The organism is Holophaga foetida DSM 6591, from assembly GCF_000242615.2.
Classification (GTDB): domain Bacteria; phylum Acidobacteriota; class Holophagae; order Holophagales; family Holophagaceae; genus Holophaga; species Holophaga foetida.
In genome coordinates, this window is sequence record NZ_KI912268.1 from 279,820 (window position 1) to 294,190 (window position 14,371).

A 14,371-nucleotide genomic window follows, 5' to 3' on the forward strand; every position below is an offset into this window, starting at 1 on the left:
AACGTTTGGATTTCTCCTCCGCGCTCTTCGCATCTCCGCGTGAGGCTCTCTTTCTCTCCCCGCTCAGATCAAGGCCATGTGCCTCAGCAGGAAGATCCACCCCGTGAGGGTGACGGAGGAGAGCAGGGTCGCCAGGACGATGATGCTGGAGGACAGGATCGCGTCGTTGTCCATGTTCTTGGCCATGATGTAGCAGCTGACGGTGGTGGGGGAGCCCGTCATGATGAGGACGGCCACCAGTTCACTCTTCGTGAAGCCCATGAAGACAGCCAGGGGCAGGAAGATGGCTGGCAGGATCAGCAGCTTGATGGCGGTTGCCATCACGGTGGGCTTGATCCTGGCGAGGGCCTTCCGTCCCTCGAAGCCCGCTCCCACCATCAGAAGGGCCACTGGGGTGGCGGTGCTGCCCACGCTGGTGATGGTCTTCGCCACGATCACCGGGAACTTGATCCCAAGCAGGGAGAAGGGAAGTCCGGCAAGGATGCCCAGAATAATCGGATTCTTGATGACATTGAGACAGGTGTGCTTGATATGTCCCCTGCCACCGGGGTTGTCCGAGGCAGAAGACGAAAGGATGATCACCGAATAGATGTTGAACAAGGGGACCGCCGCCACGATCATCAGCGGAGTCTGGCCCAGATTTCCATAGATGTTCATGACGAAGGCAATGCCCAGGATCGCGGCACTGCTCCGGGCGGCGGCTTGGGAGAATGCGCCCACCAGGGACTTGTCCTTCATGGACAGGTGAGCCAGCAGCCAGATCCCCAGGAACATGGTCGTGGTGCTGACCATGCAGAACAGGACGAATTTTAGGTCAAAACCCTGGCGGAGATTGGTGGTGGCGATGTCGTAGAAGAGCAGGACAGGCAGGGCCACCTTGAATACATACTTGTCCGCCACATCGGCGAAGGCCTGGTTGAAGACACCCATGCGCATGAGCACCCAGCCCAGCACAATGACCAGAAAAATCGGCATCGTGGCATTGATCGCAAAATGGAAACTATCCAATGGTTCACTTCCAGTCACTAGCTTACATGACATATGCAAACAATGGCGAAGATCACTTCAGTAGCAGTTCGATTCGTGGCAATGAATCGCGCTTTCTCCGAGGAGAGAAACAAAAGCTGTTTCATCCACAGACCCAGGTGTCCCACCCGTAGACCATTTCTTTACCCGATTATCGGCTTTGCTCAGCCGAAAAAGACATGAGCTGGGATGCCAAGGATAAAAGGGATGGTAGCCGTTCAGCCCCCTCCGCATGGAGGGGGTTTCTGATTCCACGGGGACCGCATCAGGCTGTGAAATCCGGTGCGGCGATTCCGACGAGGCTGGCCTTCATGGCCTGAGTCAGCCACTCCAGCAGGTCCACGCCGCGCTTCCGGGCCGTGCCTGCCAGGGTCAGCATGCGCTCCACAAAGCGGGCGCCATGCTCGCTCTCCACCCCCAGGCTCACCTTCCGCCACAGCACCGCCTTGCGGATCGCCCTCTCGGCTTCATTGTTGGTCGGCACCACCCCTTCATGGGTCAGGTAGGTCCAGAGTCGATCCCATTGCCGGAGCAGATCGTTGGCTGTCCCCCGTGCTTTCTTGGTGGTATCGGGGTGCTTCGCCAGGATCTCGAACCGCTCCCGCATCTCCGCCTGGATCGACTGTGTCCCCTTGGCCAGTTCCTCCCGACTGATTTCCTCTTGCTCACACTGGTGCCACAGATGGAAAGCCTTGTCGCTGGCCAGCTTCAGCATGCAGCCCTGGGTTCCCGTCTCACCCTTGCTCTCCAACATCCCCTGCACGTCACGTCGAATGTGGCTGTGGCAGAGCTGGTGCTTGGCCTTGAGGAACTTCTCGTAGGGCTTCCATCGGTCGCGCTGGATGATGCCCGGGTAGTCCTCGCCGAGGATGTCCTTGGCCTGCGCTTGGCCCCGTCCTGGCAGAAGTCGGAAGGCTTCGGCCTCCGCCGTTGCGGCGACCCAGAGCCACATCCGATCCTCTCCGCAGCGACCGAACCCCGTTTCATCGGCGTGCACCACTGGGGAGGCCTTCACCTCTTCGTGGATCGCTCTGGCAGTCGGGGCCACAGCCTCGCTCACCGACTTGCAGCAGGCCGCCACGGAACCCAGGGACATCCGCACGCCAAAGACGGATCGGTGCATCACCATGATCTCCCGCTTGGTCAGCCGGAAGCGCCCCGAGAGCACCCCGGTGAGCGCCTGGAGACGGGGGCCGAAAGCACCCTTTGGGGTCCCCACCGGCGCAGCCGCGCGGGTGACATGCCCGCACCGGGGGCAAGCTTTGGACCACTGCCTCAGCTCCGTGATGAAGGCCCGGAACGCTGGCGACTCGCAGAACTGCCGGATGATGGCATCCCGCCGGGGGGCCTGCTCCAGGGATTCCCCGCAACGCTCGCAGGCCTCGGGATCGGCGTCCTTCACCTCATCCACCTCCTCGGGCGGAACCTGCTCCCGGGTCTTTCCGGCGTGACCCGGCTGACCGCCGCGCTTCCGTCCACTCGGATCTACCGGTGGCTTGCGCTTCCTACCCATGTCCGAACTGGGGGGCTTGGAGCTGTTGCCGGAGTTCTGGGTGATGCGCGCCTCCAGATCCGCCACGCGCCCCAAAAGCTGTTCCACCATTGCCTTTAGGGCCTGGTTTTCAGAGATCAGCTGACGCTCGTTCTCGCTCATTCCATGAGCATGGCCACCCTGAACGAAAAGTACAACCTAATGGCTCATATGGACTGAATTTGTAAGCGTCCATCCCCCTGCGGGGGCTGAACGCTTACAAGGGATGAAAAGCCGCTGACAAGAGGCTCGGCGCTCTGGCCAGGTTCAGGAAGGGCAAGGGGGCGTAGGCACGCCTACGTGCCACAGCCCCCTTGTCCTTCCTGAACGCGTGCGGCTTTGCCGCGCGCCCCCGCATAGCGGGGCGGGCCAGATCGCCTTTGTGAACCATCGTTGCCCGCTGATTGCTTTATCCTGTTCATCCTTGGCATCCCAGCTAATTCATTGCTTTTCGGTGCCTGCCAAAGGCCTTCCTAGCCCCTCGGGTTTGGCTGAAGCAAACCGAATAATCGGGTCTCTTTATCGGTGTTAATCGGTGTTAATCGGTGTCTGTGGACGGTTCTGCTCCATGGCGGGGCCTGAACGCCTACTTTTATCGTAGCCATGGACTATTGTGGGCTTTAGATTCGATCGGGATATGGGCTTGGTGTTATAAACTGAAATCGTAAAAGCAGATAAATAAGGTGGCTATTGGATCACTTATCTATCTGCTTTTTGTGGTTGGCTTTTCGGCTGGTATCAGCCCCGGTGCCGGATGGGCGAGGCCTGCTCCTTCTGCAGTCGTTCCCAGCAGGCGTCGACGTGCTCCTGGGCGGCGGCCAGCATCCACTCGTTGCCAGGCTGGAAGAGGTGCTTGAAGCGGCCCTGGGGCTTCATGAAGTCGGTCAGGGGCTTCTTTTCCCGGGGCATGGTGGTGATCCGGGTGACGCCGTTCTCGATCTCGAAGAGGGGCCAGTAGCAGGTTTCCACGGCCAGCCGGGAGAGCTTGATTGCGTCATCCATCTCGGTCCGCCAGCCGCGGTTGCAGGGGGCGATGATGTTGATGAACTTGGGTCCCTTGATGTCCAGGGCCTTGCGCACCTTGGTCATCAGGTCCTGCCAGTGGCTGGGGGAGGCCTGGGCGACGTAGGGGATGCCGTGGGCCGCCATGATGCGGGTCAGGTCCTTGCGGTGCTGGAGCTTACCGGGGTTCTGGCTGCCGACGGGGCAGGTCGTGGTGTCCGCACCGAAGGGGGTCGCCGAGGAACGCTGGATGCCGGTGTTCATGTAGGCGCCGTTGTCGTAGCAGATGTAGGTCATGTCGTGGCCGCGCTCCATGGCGCCCGACAGGCTCTGGAGGCCGATGTCGGCGGTGCCGCCGTCGCCGCCGAAGGCGATGAACTTGATATCGCCCTCAAGCTTGCCCTGCTTCCTGAGGGAGCGGTACATGGTCTCGGCACCGGCCAAGGTGGCGGCGGCGTTCTCGAAGGCCGTGTGGATCCAGGGGGCCTTCCAGGAGGTGTTCTCGGCGATGCAGGTGGAGACCTCGAGGCAGCCGGTGGCGTTGGCTACCACCACGGGGTGCTGGGCCGCCATCATGACCATTTTCACGACGATGGGGGCTCCGCAGCCCGCGCACATGCGGTGACCGGGGGCGAAGAGCTCCTCCTGTTTCGACAGCTCTTTCAGATTCAGTGGTGTCGCCATCATCAACCCCTCACCCCGATGTACTCCTTGGCCGCCTTCACGGGGGCTCCCTTGGCGATCTGGATCAGCTCGTCCAGGACGTGCTCGCCCTGTTCCGGCATGTAGTCCCGGCCGCCCAGCCCGAAGATCTTGTTGATCATGATCGGGCGTTCGTTGCAGGCGGAGAGGGCCCCCGCGATATCCAGGAAGAGGGGGCCGAAGGAGGCGCCGAAGCTGTCGGCGCGATCCAGCACCGCCAGGGCCTTGAGGTGCTTCAGGGCCTGGGCCACATCCTCGTAGGGGAAGGGCCGGTAGAGCCGAGGTTTGAGGAGGCCGGCCTTGATGCCCTTGTCGCGGTAGCGGTCGATGATGTCCTTGGTGGTGCCAGCGGCGGAGGACATGACCACGATGCCGATCTCGGCATCGTCGAGGCGGTAGCTCTCGAAGAGGTCGTAGCTGCGGCCGGAGATCTCCTTGAACTCGGCGGCGACCTCCCGCACGACCTGGGGCACCAGGCTCATGGTGTGGTCATGGGCCTTGCGGTACTCCATGTACAAGTCTGAGAGGGCGAGTTGGCCGTAGCTGACCGGGCGCTTGAGGTCCAGGAGGGGGTTGCTCTGCCGGTAATCGCCGACAAAGGTGGCGGCTGCGTTCTCCTCCACCCACTGGACGTTGGCGATGGAGTGGCTGGTGATGAAGCCGTCCTGGCAGACCATCACGGGCATGCGGATGTCCATGTTCTCGGCGATCCGGAAGGCCATGAGCATGTTGTCGAAGGCCTCCTGGCCGGTCTCCGAGTAGAGCTGGATCCAGCCGCAGTCACGGGTGCCCATGCTGTCGGAGTGGTCGCATCCGATGTTCGTCGGCGCGGCCAGGGCCCGGTTGCACACCGCCATGACGATGGGCAGGCGCTGGCCCGAGGCGACGAGGAGCATCTCCCACATCAGGGCCAGACCCTGGGAAGAGGTGGCGGTGGCCACGCGCCCTCCGGCTGCGGAGGCGCCGATGCATCCGCTCATGGCGCTGTGTTCGCTCTCTGCCAGGAGCACTTCCGTCTGGACCTTGCCGTTGGCGGCGAAGCTGGTGAAGCGCTGCATGATTTCGGTGGCGGGGGTGATCGGGTAGGCGGAACAGACGTCGACCTTCGCCAGACGCATGGCGTTGGCGATCGCCTCGTTGCCGGTGGCTGCAACCATCTTCGTCATCTGCTATACCCCTTCCGTCCTGGACGAGGGGGGACCGCCCGCTCGCTCGGCTCGCTCTTCGTCCCCCCGCGTGCTCCCCCTCGGGGCGTCCGGTTCAGGCCCGGACACCCCTTCCTCCATGACGATGGCCTTCTGCCCTTTCTTGCCGGGGCACTCCAGGGCGCAGATGCCGCATCCCTTGCAGAAGTCATAATCGAACTCGCCACGCTTGCCGTCCGCGGTCTTGACGGACATGTCTGGGCAGTAGATCCAGCAGAGCATGCACTGGCAGCAGTTCTCCTCGATCCAGACCGGGTGGTAGGAGCGCCATGAGCCCGTCTGGAAGTTCCGGGAGCTTCCGGGTTCACTGACGACCCCTCCGAGATTGAGTTCCTGCCAGGCCTTCATAGCTCCACTCCCTCTTCATAGCCCCTTCGGGTCGCTTCCAGGTTCCCCTGGGTGACCTTCTGGCTGAACTTCTTGCTGAAATTCACCTTGATGTCGTCGAGAACCGCCTGGAGGCTCAGCATGTCGGAGACTTTGGTGACTGTGCCGATCAGGGGCGCATTGGGCATGGGGCGGCCCAGGGTGGCGATGGAGATGTGGGAGGCATCGACGGCAACCACCCGCTGGGTTGGCTTGGCCTTGATCTTGGCCCTCAGATCCCCGCAGTTCTTGGGATTGCAGTTGACGATGAAGGCGGCCCCATCGGGAGCGCCCTCGGTGACATCGATGCAGTCCAGGAGGGTTGAATCGACCACGACGACGATGTCGGGGCGGAGCACGGGATAGTGGCCGCGCAGCGGTTTGGTGTTGACCCGGTTGTAGGCCTTGATGGGCGCACCGGCCCGCTCGGGGCCGTACTCCGGGAAGGCCTGCACATAGTGACCGTCGCTGAGACAGGCCTCAGCGAAGACCTTGCACGCCGTGACCGTACCCTGGCCACCTCGCCCGTGCCAGCGGATAGCAATCGCGTCAACCACTGTTCCTCCTAAACCTATAGCTACTCAACTCGAGACCAGGACCAGAAAATGCGTTCAGTCATCCAGGGCTTGCGCTCGCATATGGACAACTGCGTTGAAGCTCTAGAATGACACAGCCTTGGCCCTGGCTGCCTGGGTCTTGAACTTGTCCAGCCACTTGGGCCCGCTGTGGGCCTCGGCGATGGCGATGACGATGTGCTTGGGCTGGAAACCCTGGTCGCGGTTGCGGTTGAGGCCCGTGAGACAGGACGGGCAGTTGGTGAGGATCTGACGAGTCCCGTGCTCGTGGGCGGCCTCTTCAAGGGCTTCGCGCTTCCGGTGCAGCATGGCGTCCGAGATGTCGGGCCGGGAGATGGAGAGGGTGCCGGCTTCGGAACAGCAGTGGGGAACGGTGTGGACTGCGTCGAATCCGCCGATCCTGGCCAGGACCGCCTGGGCCTTGCCGTCCAGGGAGTCGTGGCAGGGGGGGTGGTAGAGGTAGTTGCCCTCGCCCTTGATCCGCAGGCCCTGGTCCATGGCGAATTTCGAGACATCCACCACCTTGCCTCCGAAGAGGTTGCCGACCTCCATCTCCTCCAGGCCCTCCTTGCAGGTGCCGCAGGTCACCACGCAGGCCTCGAAGGGCAGGTGGCAGAACATGTCACGGATCTGGGAGAGGAGGATGGTGTCCCGCAGCACAATGCGGCTGTGCATGGCGGTCTTGGCGTTGACGTGGGCCGGGAAGCCGCAGCAGAGGAAGGGGGGAGGCAGGACGACCCGGGCCCCCGATTCCAGAAGCAGATGGATGGCGGCCATGGAGACTGCCGAATTGAGGCGCTCTGAGCCGCAGCCCGGGAAGTAGACCACGTTGGTGCGGGCGGGCTTCTCAGGTTCGAAGACCAGGACCTGATCCGGCTCGCAGTTGGGAAGCACGTCTCTCAGGGTCTGGCTGGGGACAGGGCTCTGGGGGGAGCGGAGCATCTGGAGCGGGTAGAAGTCCGGAGCCTCGGCCCGACCGGAGATGAAGGGCTTGGCCACCCGGTGCCCGATGCGCTGGGCCAGGCTTCCCACCCGCACGAAGGTGGCGCGGAACAGGCGGTTGAAGGAGCGGGAGCGGGTGTCGAGGTACTTGAGGGTCAATCTGGTGGCGAGGGGGGTGTGCTTATAGCCCCAGCTCGCCAGGATCTCGCGTTCCAGCACCGAGACCTCGCCGGTATCGATCTCCACCGGGCAGGGCTTGAGGCACTTGTGGCAGATGGTGCAGTGATCGGCCATCTCCTCCAGCCACTGGAGCAGCTCGAAGCGCGTGGAGCGTTCCCGCTGGGCCTCGAAGAGCAGGGCCTCGATGAGGGAGCCGATGGCCAGGTTCTTGTTCCGGGGGTGGAAGAAGAGGCTCCGGGCGGGATGGAAGACACAGCAGTCGGGTTTGCACTTGCCGCAGCGGACGCAGTGGGCGATCTTCCGGGCCAGCTCTTCGAGCTGCCCGTGCTTGAGGATGCGGGCCTCCAACTCCATCAGATTGAAGGAGGGCGTGAAGATGTGGTCCAGGACCGAGAGATCCTCAAGCTTCCCGGGGTTCATGAGCCCCTCGGGGTCCACTTCCTTCCGGTAGGCGCTCAGCTCCGCCATGCGCTGGGGATCGAAATACTTGAGCTTGGTGACGCCGATACCGTGCTCGCCGGAGACGACACCCCCGAGCTCCACCACCTTCTCCATGACCCGATCCACCACTTTGTCCGCGCGCATCAGCATGGGGCGGTCGTTGGACAGCACGGGGATGTTGACGTGGACGTTGCCATCGCCCGCATGCATGTGGGTGGCCAGGATGACCCTGCGGGCCCGCACTTCGGTGTGGATCCGGTCCAGGTTCTCCAGGATGGTGGGATAGCCCCGCATGAGCTCCGTCAGTTCATAGCGCAGCTTGGTCAGGATGCTCTGCTCCTGGAGCAGGGTCTCGCCCGCATGCTCCACCGCCATCCGGGCGGCGGTGCAGAGGGCCTGTCCCGAAGGGATCTTGAGGGCCAGCGTCTCGCCGTCCTCCCGATCCTCGAGGGTGCCCAGGAAGTCCGCAGTTCTTTCGATGAAGCGCGTCTGGGTGTAACGCTCCTCCTCCACATTGACCCGCTCGATGAAGTGGGCGAAGTCCGCCAGGGCCGCCAGGGGGATGACGATGTCCTCGTTGAGCTTGAAGGCGTTGGTGCGCCGGGCGATGGCGCCCAGCTTCTTGCGGTCCAGCCAGAACTTCTTGGCCTCGGCGTTGTCCCGGGCCTCGAAGGCGATGGTGTTGGGGTACCCCTCCAGGACCGCATGGATGCGCTGGGCACCCCGGGCCGCCTCCTCAGAGGTGTGGCCCGCCACATCGATGAGCAGCACGGCCTTGGGGGTTTCGGCCCGGGCGGCCTTCACCTTGTAGTCGATGGCCCGCACGTACTCGTCATCCCAGTGCTCCAGGGCCAGCAGGCTCTCGTGCCCATCATCGGGGAAGGGGAAGGCCTTGGAGATATCGACGATGACTCGGCTGGCCTCGTCCATATTGGGGCCGAAGAACTCGATGCAGAGGGTGCGCTTGGCCTCGTACTCGGGGTAGAGGATGAACTCGGCGGAGGTGATGACGCCGTCGGTGCCTTCCTTCTGGAGGCCAGGGACGCCGCCCAGGGCCTTGTTGGTGATGTCCTTCCAGAGGCCTTCCTTGCGGATCTCGGTGCCCTTGAGGGGGATGGTCCTGAGGATGCGCCCGCTCTCGTCGGAGATCTCGAAGGTGACAATGTCCTGGGGGAGGATCTTGCGGAGCTGGTGGTCCGTGCGGCGGATGACCCACTGTTGTCCGGAGGGCATGGCCATGCGCCATTCCAGCAGGTTGTCGATGCAGGTGCCCCAGCGCACTGCCAGCTTGCCTCCGGCGTTCTCGGCGATGTTGCCGCCGATGGTGGAAGCCCAGGCGCTGGTGGGGTCCGTGGCGAAGACAAGGCCCTTCTCCTCCACCACCTCCATGGCCTTCTCGGTGATGACACCGGCCTGGAGGTGCACCGTGGGGGCGCTGGCCCCACTCCCGTCGGCCAGGACGAAGCTTTTCAGCTCGATGGGCTGGATGCGGTTGAGCTTTTCAAGGTTCACGACAACGCAGTTCGGGCGCAGGGGGATGGCCCCACCGGTGAGTCCCGTGCCGCCACCCCGGGGGATGGCCTTCAGCCCCAGGCGGCCGATGGCCGCCAGGAGGGGAGCCACCTGGGCCTCGTCGTCGGGCATGAGCACGGCGACGGGCAGGTGCAGGCGCCAGTCCGTCGCGTCGGTGGCGTGGGAGACCAGGGCGAATGGGTCCACCAGGACGTTCTTCGGGCCCACTACGCCCCCCAGTTCGGACTTCATGCGCTTGCGCAGGGAGGGGGTGTCCTCCACCTCGTCCCGGAATTCCGAGAGGAGTCGCCGACAGGATGCCAGGACTTCCATGACCAGAGGGTCGCCCTTGGCGTTGGACTCGATGGCATGCAGATCCTGGTCCGCCTTGAGGAAGAGGCGCTCCTGGCGGCTCTTGGAATCCAGCAACTCCTGGAAGAGAAAGGGATTCCGGCGGTGGATGAGGATCTCGCCGAAGATCCGCGCCAGCAGGCGAGCTGAACGTCCCGTGACTCTGCGACTGCTGAGGGTTTCCAGGGTTTCGACAATTTCCGGACCCAGGAGGAGGGATACGGCCTGGTGATCCTCGGCGGAGGTGTAGTTGAACGGGATTTCTCGGGTCATGTAGGCTCTGGAAAAAAGCTTAAAGGGCGCGGACTCGGGCGGCGATCTGGGAACCCATCTCGGCGGTCTTCTGGACGGGGTGCTTGCCCTCGCCCTGGGCCAGGTCGCCCGTCAGGTAGCCCTCGGCCAGGGTCTCGGCCACGGCCCGCTCGATGGCCTGGGCGGCGGCTTCCTGCTTGAGGCTGTAGCGGAGCATGAGGGCGGCGCTGAGGATCTGGGCCACGGGGTTGGCGATGCCCTTGCCCGCGATGTCCGGAGCGGAGCCACCGGCGGGTTCGAAGAGGCCGAAGCCCCCCTCGTTGAGGCTGGCGGAGGGCAGCATGCCCATGGAGCCGGTGATCATGGCGCACTCGTCGGAGAGGATGTCTCCGAAGAGGTTGGAGCAGAGGAGCACGTCGAACTGGGCGGGATCCTTCACCAGCTGCATGGTGGCGTTGTCGATATAGATATGGCTCAGGGACACATCGGGGTAGTCCTTGGCCACTTCCGTCACCACCTGGCGCCAGAGGATGGAGCTCTGGAGCACATTGGCCTTGTCCACGGAGGTCACCTTCCTGCTGCGGAGACGGGCGGATTCGAAGGCGATGCGGGCGATGCGCTCGATCTCGAAGCGGTGGTAGATCTCGGTATCGTAGGCCTTCTCCTGGGCGCCTTCGCCCTCGCGGCCCTTGGGCTGGCCGAAGTAGATGCCGCCGGTGAGCTCGCGCACGCAGACGATGTCGAAGCCCTTCTGGGAGATATCGGCACGCAGCGGGGAGAGGTGGTTCAGGCCCTGGTGGATCTGGGCAGGACGCAGGTTGCAGAAGAGCTTGAAGTGGCCACGGAGGGGCAGGAGGGCGCCCCGCTCGGGCTGCTGGTTGGGGGGCAGGCCTTCCCACTTGGGGCCGCCCACGGAGCCAAAGAGCACGGCGTCCGAGGCCTCACAGGCCTTAAGGGTGCTCTCGGGCAGGGGGCACCCGTGGTTGTCGATGGCGATTCCGCCCACATCATGCCAGGAGTAGGTGAGCTTCAGGTCGAAGGCGGACTGGACCTTCTCCAGGACCTTGATGGCCTCGTTCATCACTTCGGGGCCGATGCCGTCCCCGGGGAGCACTGCGATCTGGTAGGTGCTGGTCATGGTCAGATGGTCTCCATTCGGGTTCTCTGGAACTGCTCTTTGTACTCGGCAACCTGTTTGGCGCGGTAGATGTGGTTGACGACGTGGACCAGGGCCTGGGCCGAGGCCTCCACGATATCCGTCGCCAGGCCCATGCCATGGAACTTGCGGCCTTCGAACTCGGCCACGATGTCAACCTGGCCCAGGGCGTCGGTGCCCTCGGTTTTGCTCTTGAGCTCGTAGTTGGCGATGCGGAGGTCAAAGCCCGTGATCCGTGTGATGCACTGGTAGACCGCGTCCACGGGGCCGTTGCCGGTGGCGGCTTCCGCCACTTCCTCTTCCCCCACCTGGACCCGCAGGCTGGCGGTGGCCAGGACGCTGGCGCCGGACTGCACGCTCAGGTAGTTGATCTTGAAGTATTCGGGCTCTTCGTGGAGCTGATTGAAGAAGAGCAGGGCCTCCAGATCGTAGTCATAGACCTGGCCCTTCCGATCCGCCAGCTTGAGGAAGCTCTCGTAGAGCTGATCCAGGTCATAGCTCCCTTCCGGATAGCCCATGGTCTCCATGCGGTGCTTGATGACGTGACGCCCCGAGCGGGAGGTCATGTTCAGAACGTTCTGGGGCAGGCCGATGCTCTCGGGGGTGATGATCTCGTACGTGTTCTTGGCCTTGAGGACGCCGTCCTGGTGGATGCCGGAGGAGTGGCTGAAGGCGTTGGCCCCCACGATGGCCTTGTTGGGCTGGATGGGCATGTTGCACAGGTGGCTCACCAGCTGGCTGGTGCGGTGGATCTCCTGGTGGTGGATCCCGGTGTGCAGCCCGAGCATGGCCTGCCGGGTCTTGATGATCATGGCCACCTCTTCCAGGGAACAATTGCCCGCCCGTTCCCCCAGGCCATTCATGGTGCACTCGATCTGCCGGGCGCCATGCTGGAGGGCCGTGATGGAGTTGGCGACCGACATGCCCAGGTCATCGTGGCAATGGACCGAGATCACGGCCTTGTGGATGTTGGGCACCCGCTCGAAGAGGGTCTTGATGATGTTTCCGAACTCGCTGGGAACGGTGTATCCCACGGTGTCCGGAATGTTGACGGTGGTGGCTCCGGCCGAGATGACCCCCTCCACCATGCGGCAGAGGTGATCGATGGGGGTGCGGCCCGCGTCCTCGCAGGAGAACTCCACGTCGTCGGTGTAGCGTCGGGCATGCTTCACCGCCTGGATGCCCATCTCCAGGACATCCTCGAAGCCCTTCTTGAGCTTGCTTTCGACATGAATGGTTGATGTCGATATAAAGGTGTGGATGCGGAACTGGCTGGCGACCCTCAGGGCTTCGCCGGCGGCATCGATATCCTTCTCCATGGCCCGGGAGAGGGCGCAGACGCGGCTGTTCTTGATGGCACGGGCGATGGTCTGGACCGACTCGAAATCACCGGGGGAGGAGATGGGGAAGCCGGCCTCCATGACGTCGACCCCGAGGCGTTCGAGGGCCAGGGCGATCTGCAGCTTCTCCTTGACTGTCAGACTGGCGGCCAGGGCCTGCTCGCCATCCCGGAGCGTGGTGTCGAAAATGATGACCCTATCGGACATTCGGTACCCTCGTCATGATGCCTGCTAACGCCAAGGCCGACCCCTGGTGCGGGGCCGGCGCTCATTTCACCCTCGCATAAGTCAGGGCAGATGGGTAGTGGTCATCAGGAATCGGTCGCATTCGCGCGCGGCGGCCCGGCCTTCGTTGATGGCCCAGACCACCAGGCTCTGGCCGCGGCGCATATCGCCGGCGGCGAAGATGCCTGGGATGTTCGTCGCGAACTTGCCGTACTCGGCTTTGGCGTTGCTGCGGGGATCCCGCTCGACGCCGAGCTGCTCCAGGAGCTGGTCCTCGGGGCCGAGGAAGCCCATGGCCAGCAGGACGAGCTGGGCGGGGTAGACCTTCTCGGAGCCGGGGATCTCCTTGGGGATCATGCGGCCCTGGTCGTCCTTGACCCACTCCACCTTCACGGTGTGGACTTCCTTGAGGTGGCCCTGCTCATCGCCCACGAAGCGCTTTGCGGTGATGGTGTAGACCCGGGGATCCTGGCCGTGGAGGGCCTGGAACTCCTCCTGGCCGTAGTCCTGCTTGAAGACGACGGGCCACTCGGGCCAGGGGTTGCTCTCGGCCCGGACCTCAGGGGGCCGGTTCATGATCTCGAGCTGGATGACGCTGCGGCAGCCATGGCGCAGGGAGGTCCCCACACAGTCGGTGCCGGTGTCGCCGCCGCCGATGACGATGACATCCTTGCCCTGGGCGGAGATGGAGGAACCCTCGCCCTCATCCAGGAGGTTGGCGGTGTTGGCGTGGAGGAACTCCATGGCGAAGTGGACCCCCTTGAGGTTGCGGCCCTCGATGGGGAGGTCCCGGGGCTTGGTGGCCCCGCCCGCCAGGATCACCGCGTCGAACTCCTTGAGGAGCTGATCGGCGGGATAGTCCTTGCCAACCTCGGTGCTGGTGATGAACTTCACGCGTTCGGAGGCCATGAGGTCCACCCGGCGCTGCACCACCTTCTTGTCCAGCTTCATGTTGGGGATGCCATACATCAGCAGGCCGCCCACGCGATCCGAGCGCTCGAAGACGGTTACGAGGTGCCCGGCATTGTTGAGCTGGGTGGCGGCGGCCAGACCGGCGGGACCGGAGCCCACCACGGCCACCTGCTTGCCGGTGCGGTGGACCGGGGGCTGGGGCTGGATCCAGCCCTCTTCGAAGGCCCTGTCGATGATGGTGCACTCGATGTTCTTGATGGTCACCGGGGGATAGTGGATCCCCAGGGTGCAGGAGCCCTCGCAGGGGGCGGGGCAGACCCGGCCCGTGAACTCCGGGAAGTTGTTGGTCTTGGCCAGGCGCTCGTAGGCCTGTTTCCACATGCCCCGGTAGATCAAGTCATTCCATTCGGGGATGAGATTGTTCACCGGGCATCCGGCCGCCATGCCCTTGAAGAGGCCGCCGGTGTGACAGAAGGGGATGCCGCAGTCCATGCAGCGGGCGCCTTGGCGCTTCAGATCCTCTTCCGGCATGTGGAGATGGAACTCGTTCCAGTCCTTGAGTCGCTCCGCAGGGGTGCGATCGGCGGGGAGTTCTCGCTCAAATTCCATGAATCCAGTGGGCTTGCCCATAATCTACTCCTCTCCTCGCCAGG

At 63.6% G+C, this 14,371-nt stretch carries 10 protein-coding genes; all 10 read right to left on the reverse strand.

The window, feature by feature from the left end:
• Positions 1 to 63 precede the first annotated feature (63 nt).
• Entirely contained in the window at positions 64 to 1,008 is a 945-nt protein-coding gene (locus HOLFODRAFT_RS0201260) for an AEC family transporter (protein WP_026938928.1), read from the reverse strand.
• A gap of 283 nt (positions 1,009 to 1,291) precedes the next feature.
• Positions 1,292 to 2,680 (reverse strand): IS66 family transposase, encoded by a 1,389-nt coding sequence (gene tnpC / locus HOLFODRAFT_RS0201265; protein ID WP_005031572.1) that lies wholly within the window; start codon positions 2,678 to 2,680, stop codon positions 1,292 to 1,294.
• A 615-nt stretch (positions 2,681 to 3,295) separates the two neighbouring features.
• Positions 3,296 to 4,243 (reverse strand): thiamine pyrophosphate-dependent enzyme, encoded by a 948-nt coding sequence (locus HOLFODRAFT_RS0201275; RefSeq protein WP_026938929.1) that lies wholly within the window; start codon positions 4,241 to 4,243, stop codon positions 3,296 to 3,298.
• 2 nt (positions 4,244 to 4,245) lie between these two features.
• Positions 4,246 to 5,427 carry a 2-ketoisovalerate ferredoxin oxidoreductase subunit alpha gene (gene porA / locus HOLFODRAFT_RS0201280; protein WP_005037228.1) on the reverse strand — a complete coding sequence of 394 codons (1,182 nt, stop codon included), beginning with the start codon at positions 5,425 to 5,427 and terminating at the stop codon, positions 4,246 to 4,248.
• 3 nt (positions 5,428 to 5,430) lie between these two features.
• On the reverse strand, positions 5,431 to 5,814 hold the full coding sequence (locus HOLFODRAFT_RS18720) for a 4Fe-4S binding protein (RefSeq protein WP_005037226.1): 384 nt from the start codon (positions 5,812 to 5,814) through the stop codon (positions 5,431 to 5,433).
• Complete coding sequence (locus HOLFODRAFT_RS0201290) at positions 5,811 to 6,389, reverse strand: 2-oxoacid:acceptor oxidoreductase family protein (RefSeq protein ID WP_005037225.1); 579 nt, start codon at positions 6,387 to 6,389, stop codon at positions 5,811 to 5,813. The genes HOLFODRAFT_RS18720 and HOLFODRAFT_RS0201290 overlap by 4 nt, the downstream gene beginning before the upstream one ends.
• A gap of 102 nt (positions 6,390 to 6,491) precedes the next feature.
• Positions 6,492 to 10,106, reverse strand: a complete 3,615-nt coding sequence (locus tag HOLFODRAFT_RS0201295) for a DUF3683 domain-containing protein (protein ID WP_005037224.1) — start codon at positions 10,104 to 10,106, stop codon at positions 6,492 to 6,494.
• A gap of 19 nt (positions 10,107 to 10,125) precedes the next feature.
• Complete coding sequence (gene leuB / locus HOLFODRAFT_RS0201300; RefSeq protein WP_005037222.1) at positions 10,126 to 11,223, reverse strand: 3-isopropylmalate dehydrogenase; 1,098 nt, start codon at positions 11,221 to 11,223, stop codon at positions 10,126 to 10,128.
• Between the two features lie 2 nt (positions 11,224 to 11,225).
• Positions 11,226 to 12,788: a 2-isopropylmalate synthase gene (gene leuA, locus HOLFODRAFT_RS0201305; protein WP_005037220.1), complete on the reverse strand. Its 1,563-nt coding sequence runs from the start codon at positions 12,786 to 12,788 to the stop codon at positions 11,226 to 11,228.
• Between the two features lie 81 nt (positions 12,789 to 12,869).
• The gene (locus HOLFODRAFT_RS0201310) at positions 12,870 to 14,348 is read right to left on the reverse strand and encodes a glutamate synthase subunit beta (protein WP_005037218.1); all 1,479 of its coding nucleotides are present in this window, start codon (positions 14,346 to 14,348) and stop codon (positions 12,870 to 12,872) included.
• Positions 14,349 to 14,371: the final 23 nt, after the last annotated feature.

What these genes read in the sequence shown, in the direction of transcription:
- tnpC (WP_005031572.1), bottom strand. Translation starts at nt 2,680, where the DNA reads ATGAGCGAGAACGAGCGTCAGCTGATCTCTGAAAACCAGGCCCTAAAG.
- leuB (WP_005037222.1), bottom strand. Translation starts at nt 11,223, where the DNA reads ATGACCAGCACCTACCAGATCGCAGTGCTCCCCGGGGACGGCATCGGC.
- HOLFODRAFT_RS0201310 (WP_005037218.1), bottom strand. Translation starts at nt 14,348, where the DNA reads ATGGGCAAGCCCACTGGATTCATGGAATTTGAGCGAGAACTCCCCGCC.
- porA (WP_005037228.1), bottom strand. Translation starts at nt 5,427, where the DNA reads ATGACGAAGATGGTTGCAGCCACCGGCAACGAGGCGATCGCCAACGCC.
- HOLFODRAFT_RS0201275 (WP_026938929.1), bottom strand. Translation starts at nt 4,243, where the DNA reads ATGGCGACACCACTGAATCTGAAAGAGCTGTCGAAACAGGAGGAGCTC.
- leuA (WP_005037220.1), bottom strand. Translation starts at nt 12,788, where the DNA reads ATGTCCGATAGGGTCATCATTTTCGACACCACGCTCCGGGATGGCGAG.
- HOLFODRAFT_RS0201295 (WP_005037224.1), bottom strand. Translation starts at nt 10,106, where the DNA reads ATGACCCGAGAAATCCCGTTCAACTACACCTCCGCCGAGGATCACCAG.
- HOLFODRAFT_RS18720 (WP_005037226.1), bottom strand. Translation starts at nt 5,814, where the DNA reads ATGAAGGCCTGGCAGGAACTCAATCTCGGAGGGGTCGTCAGTGAACCC.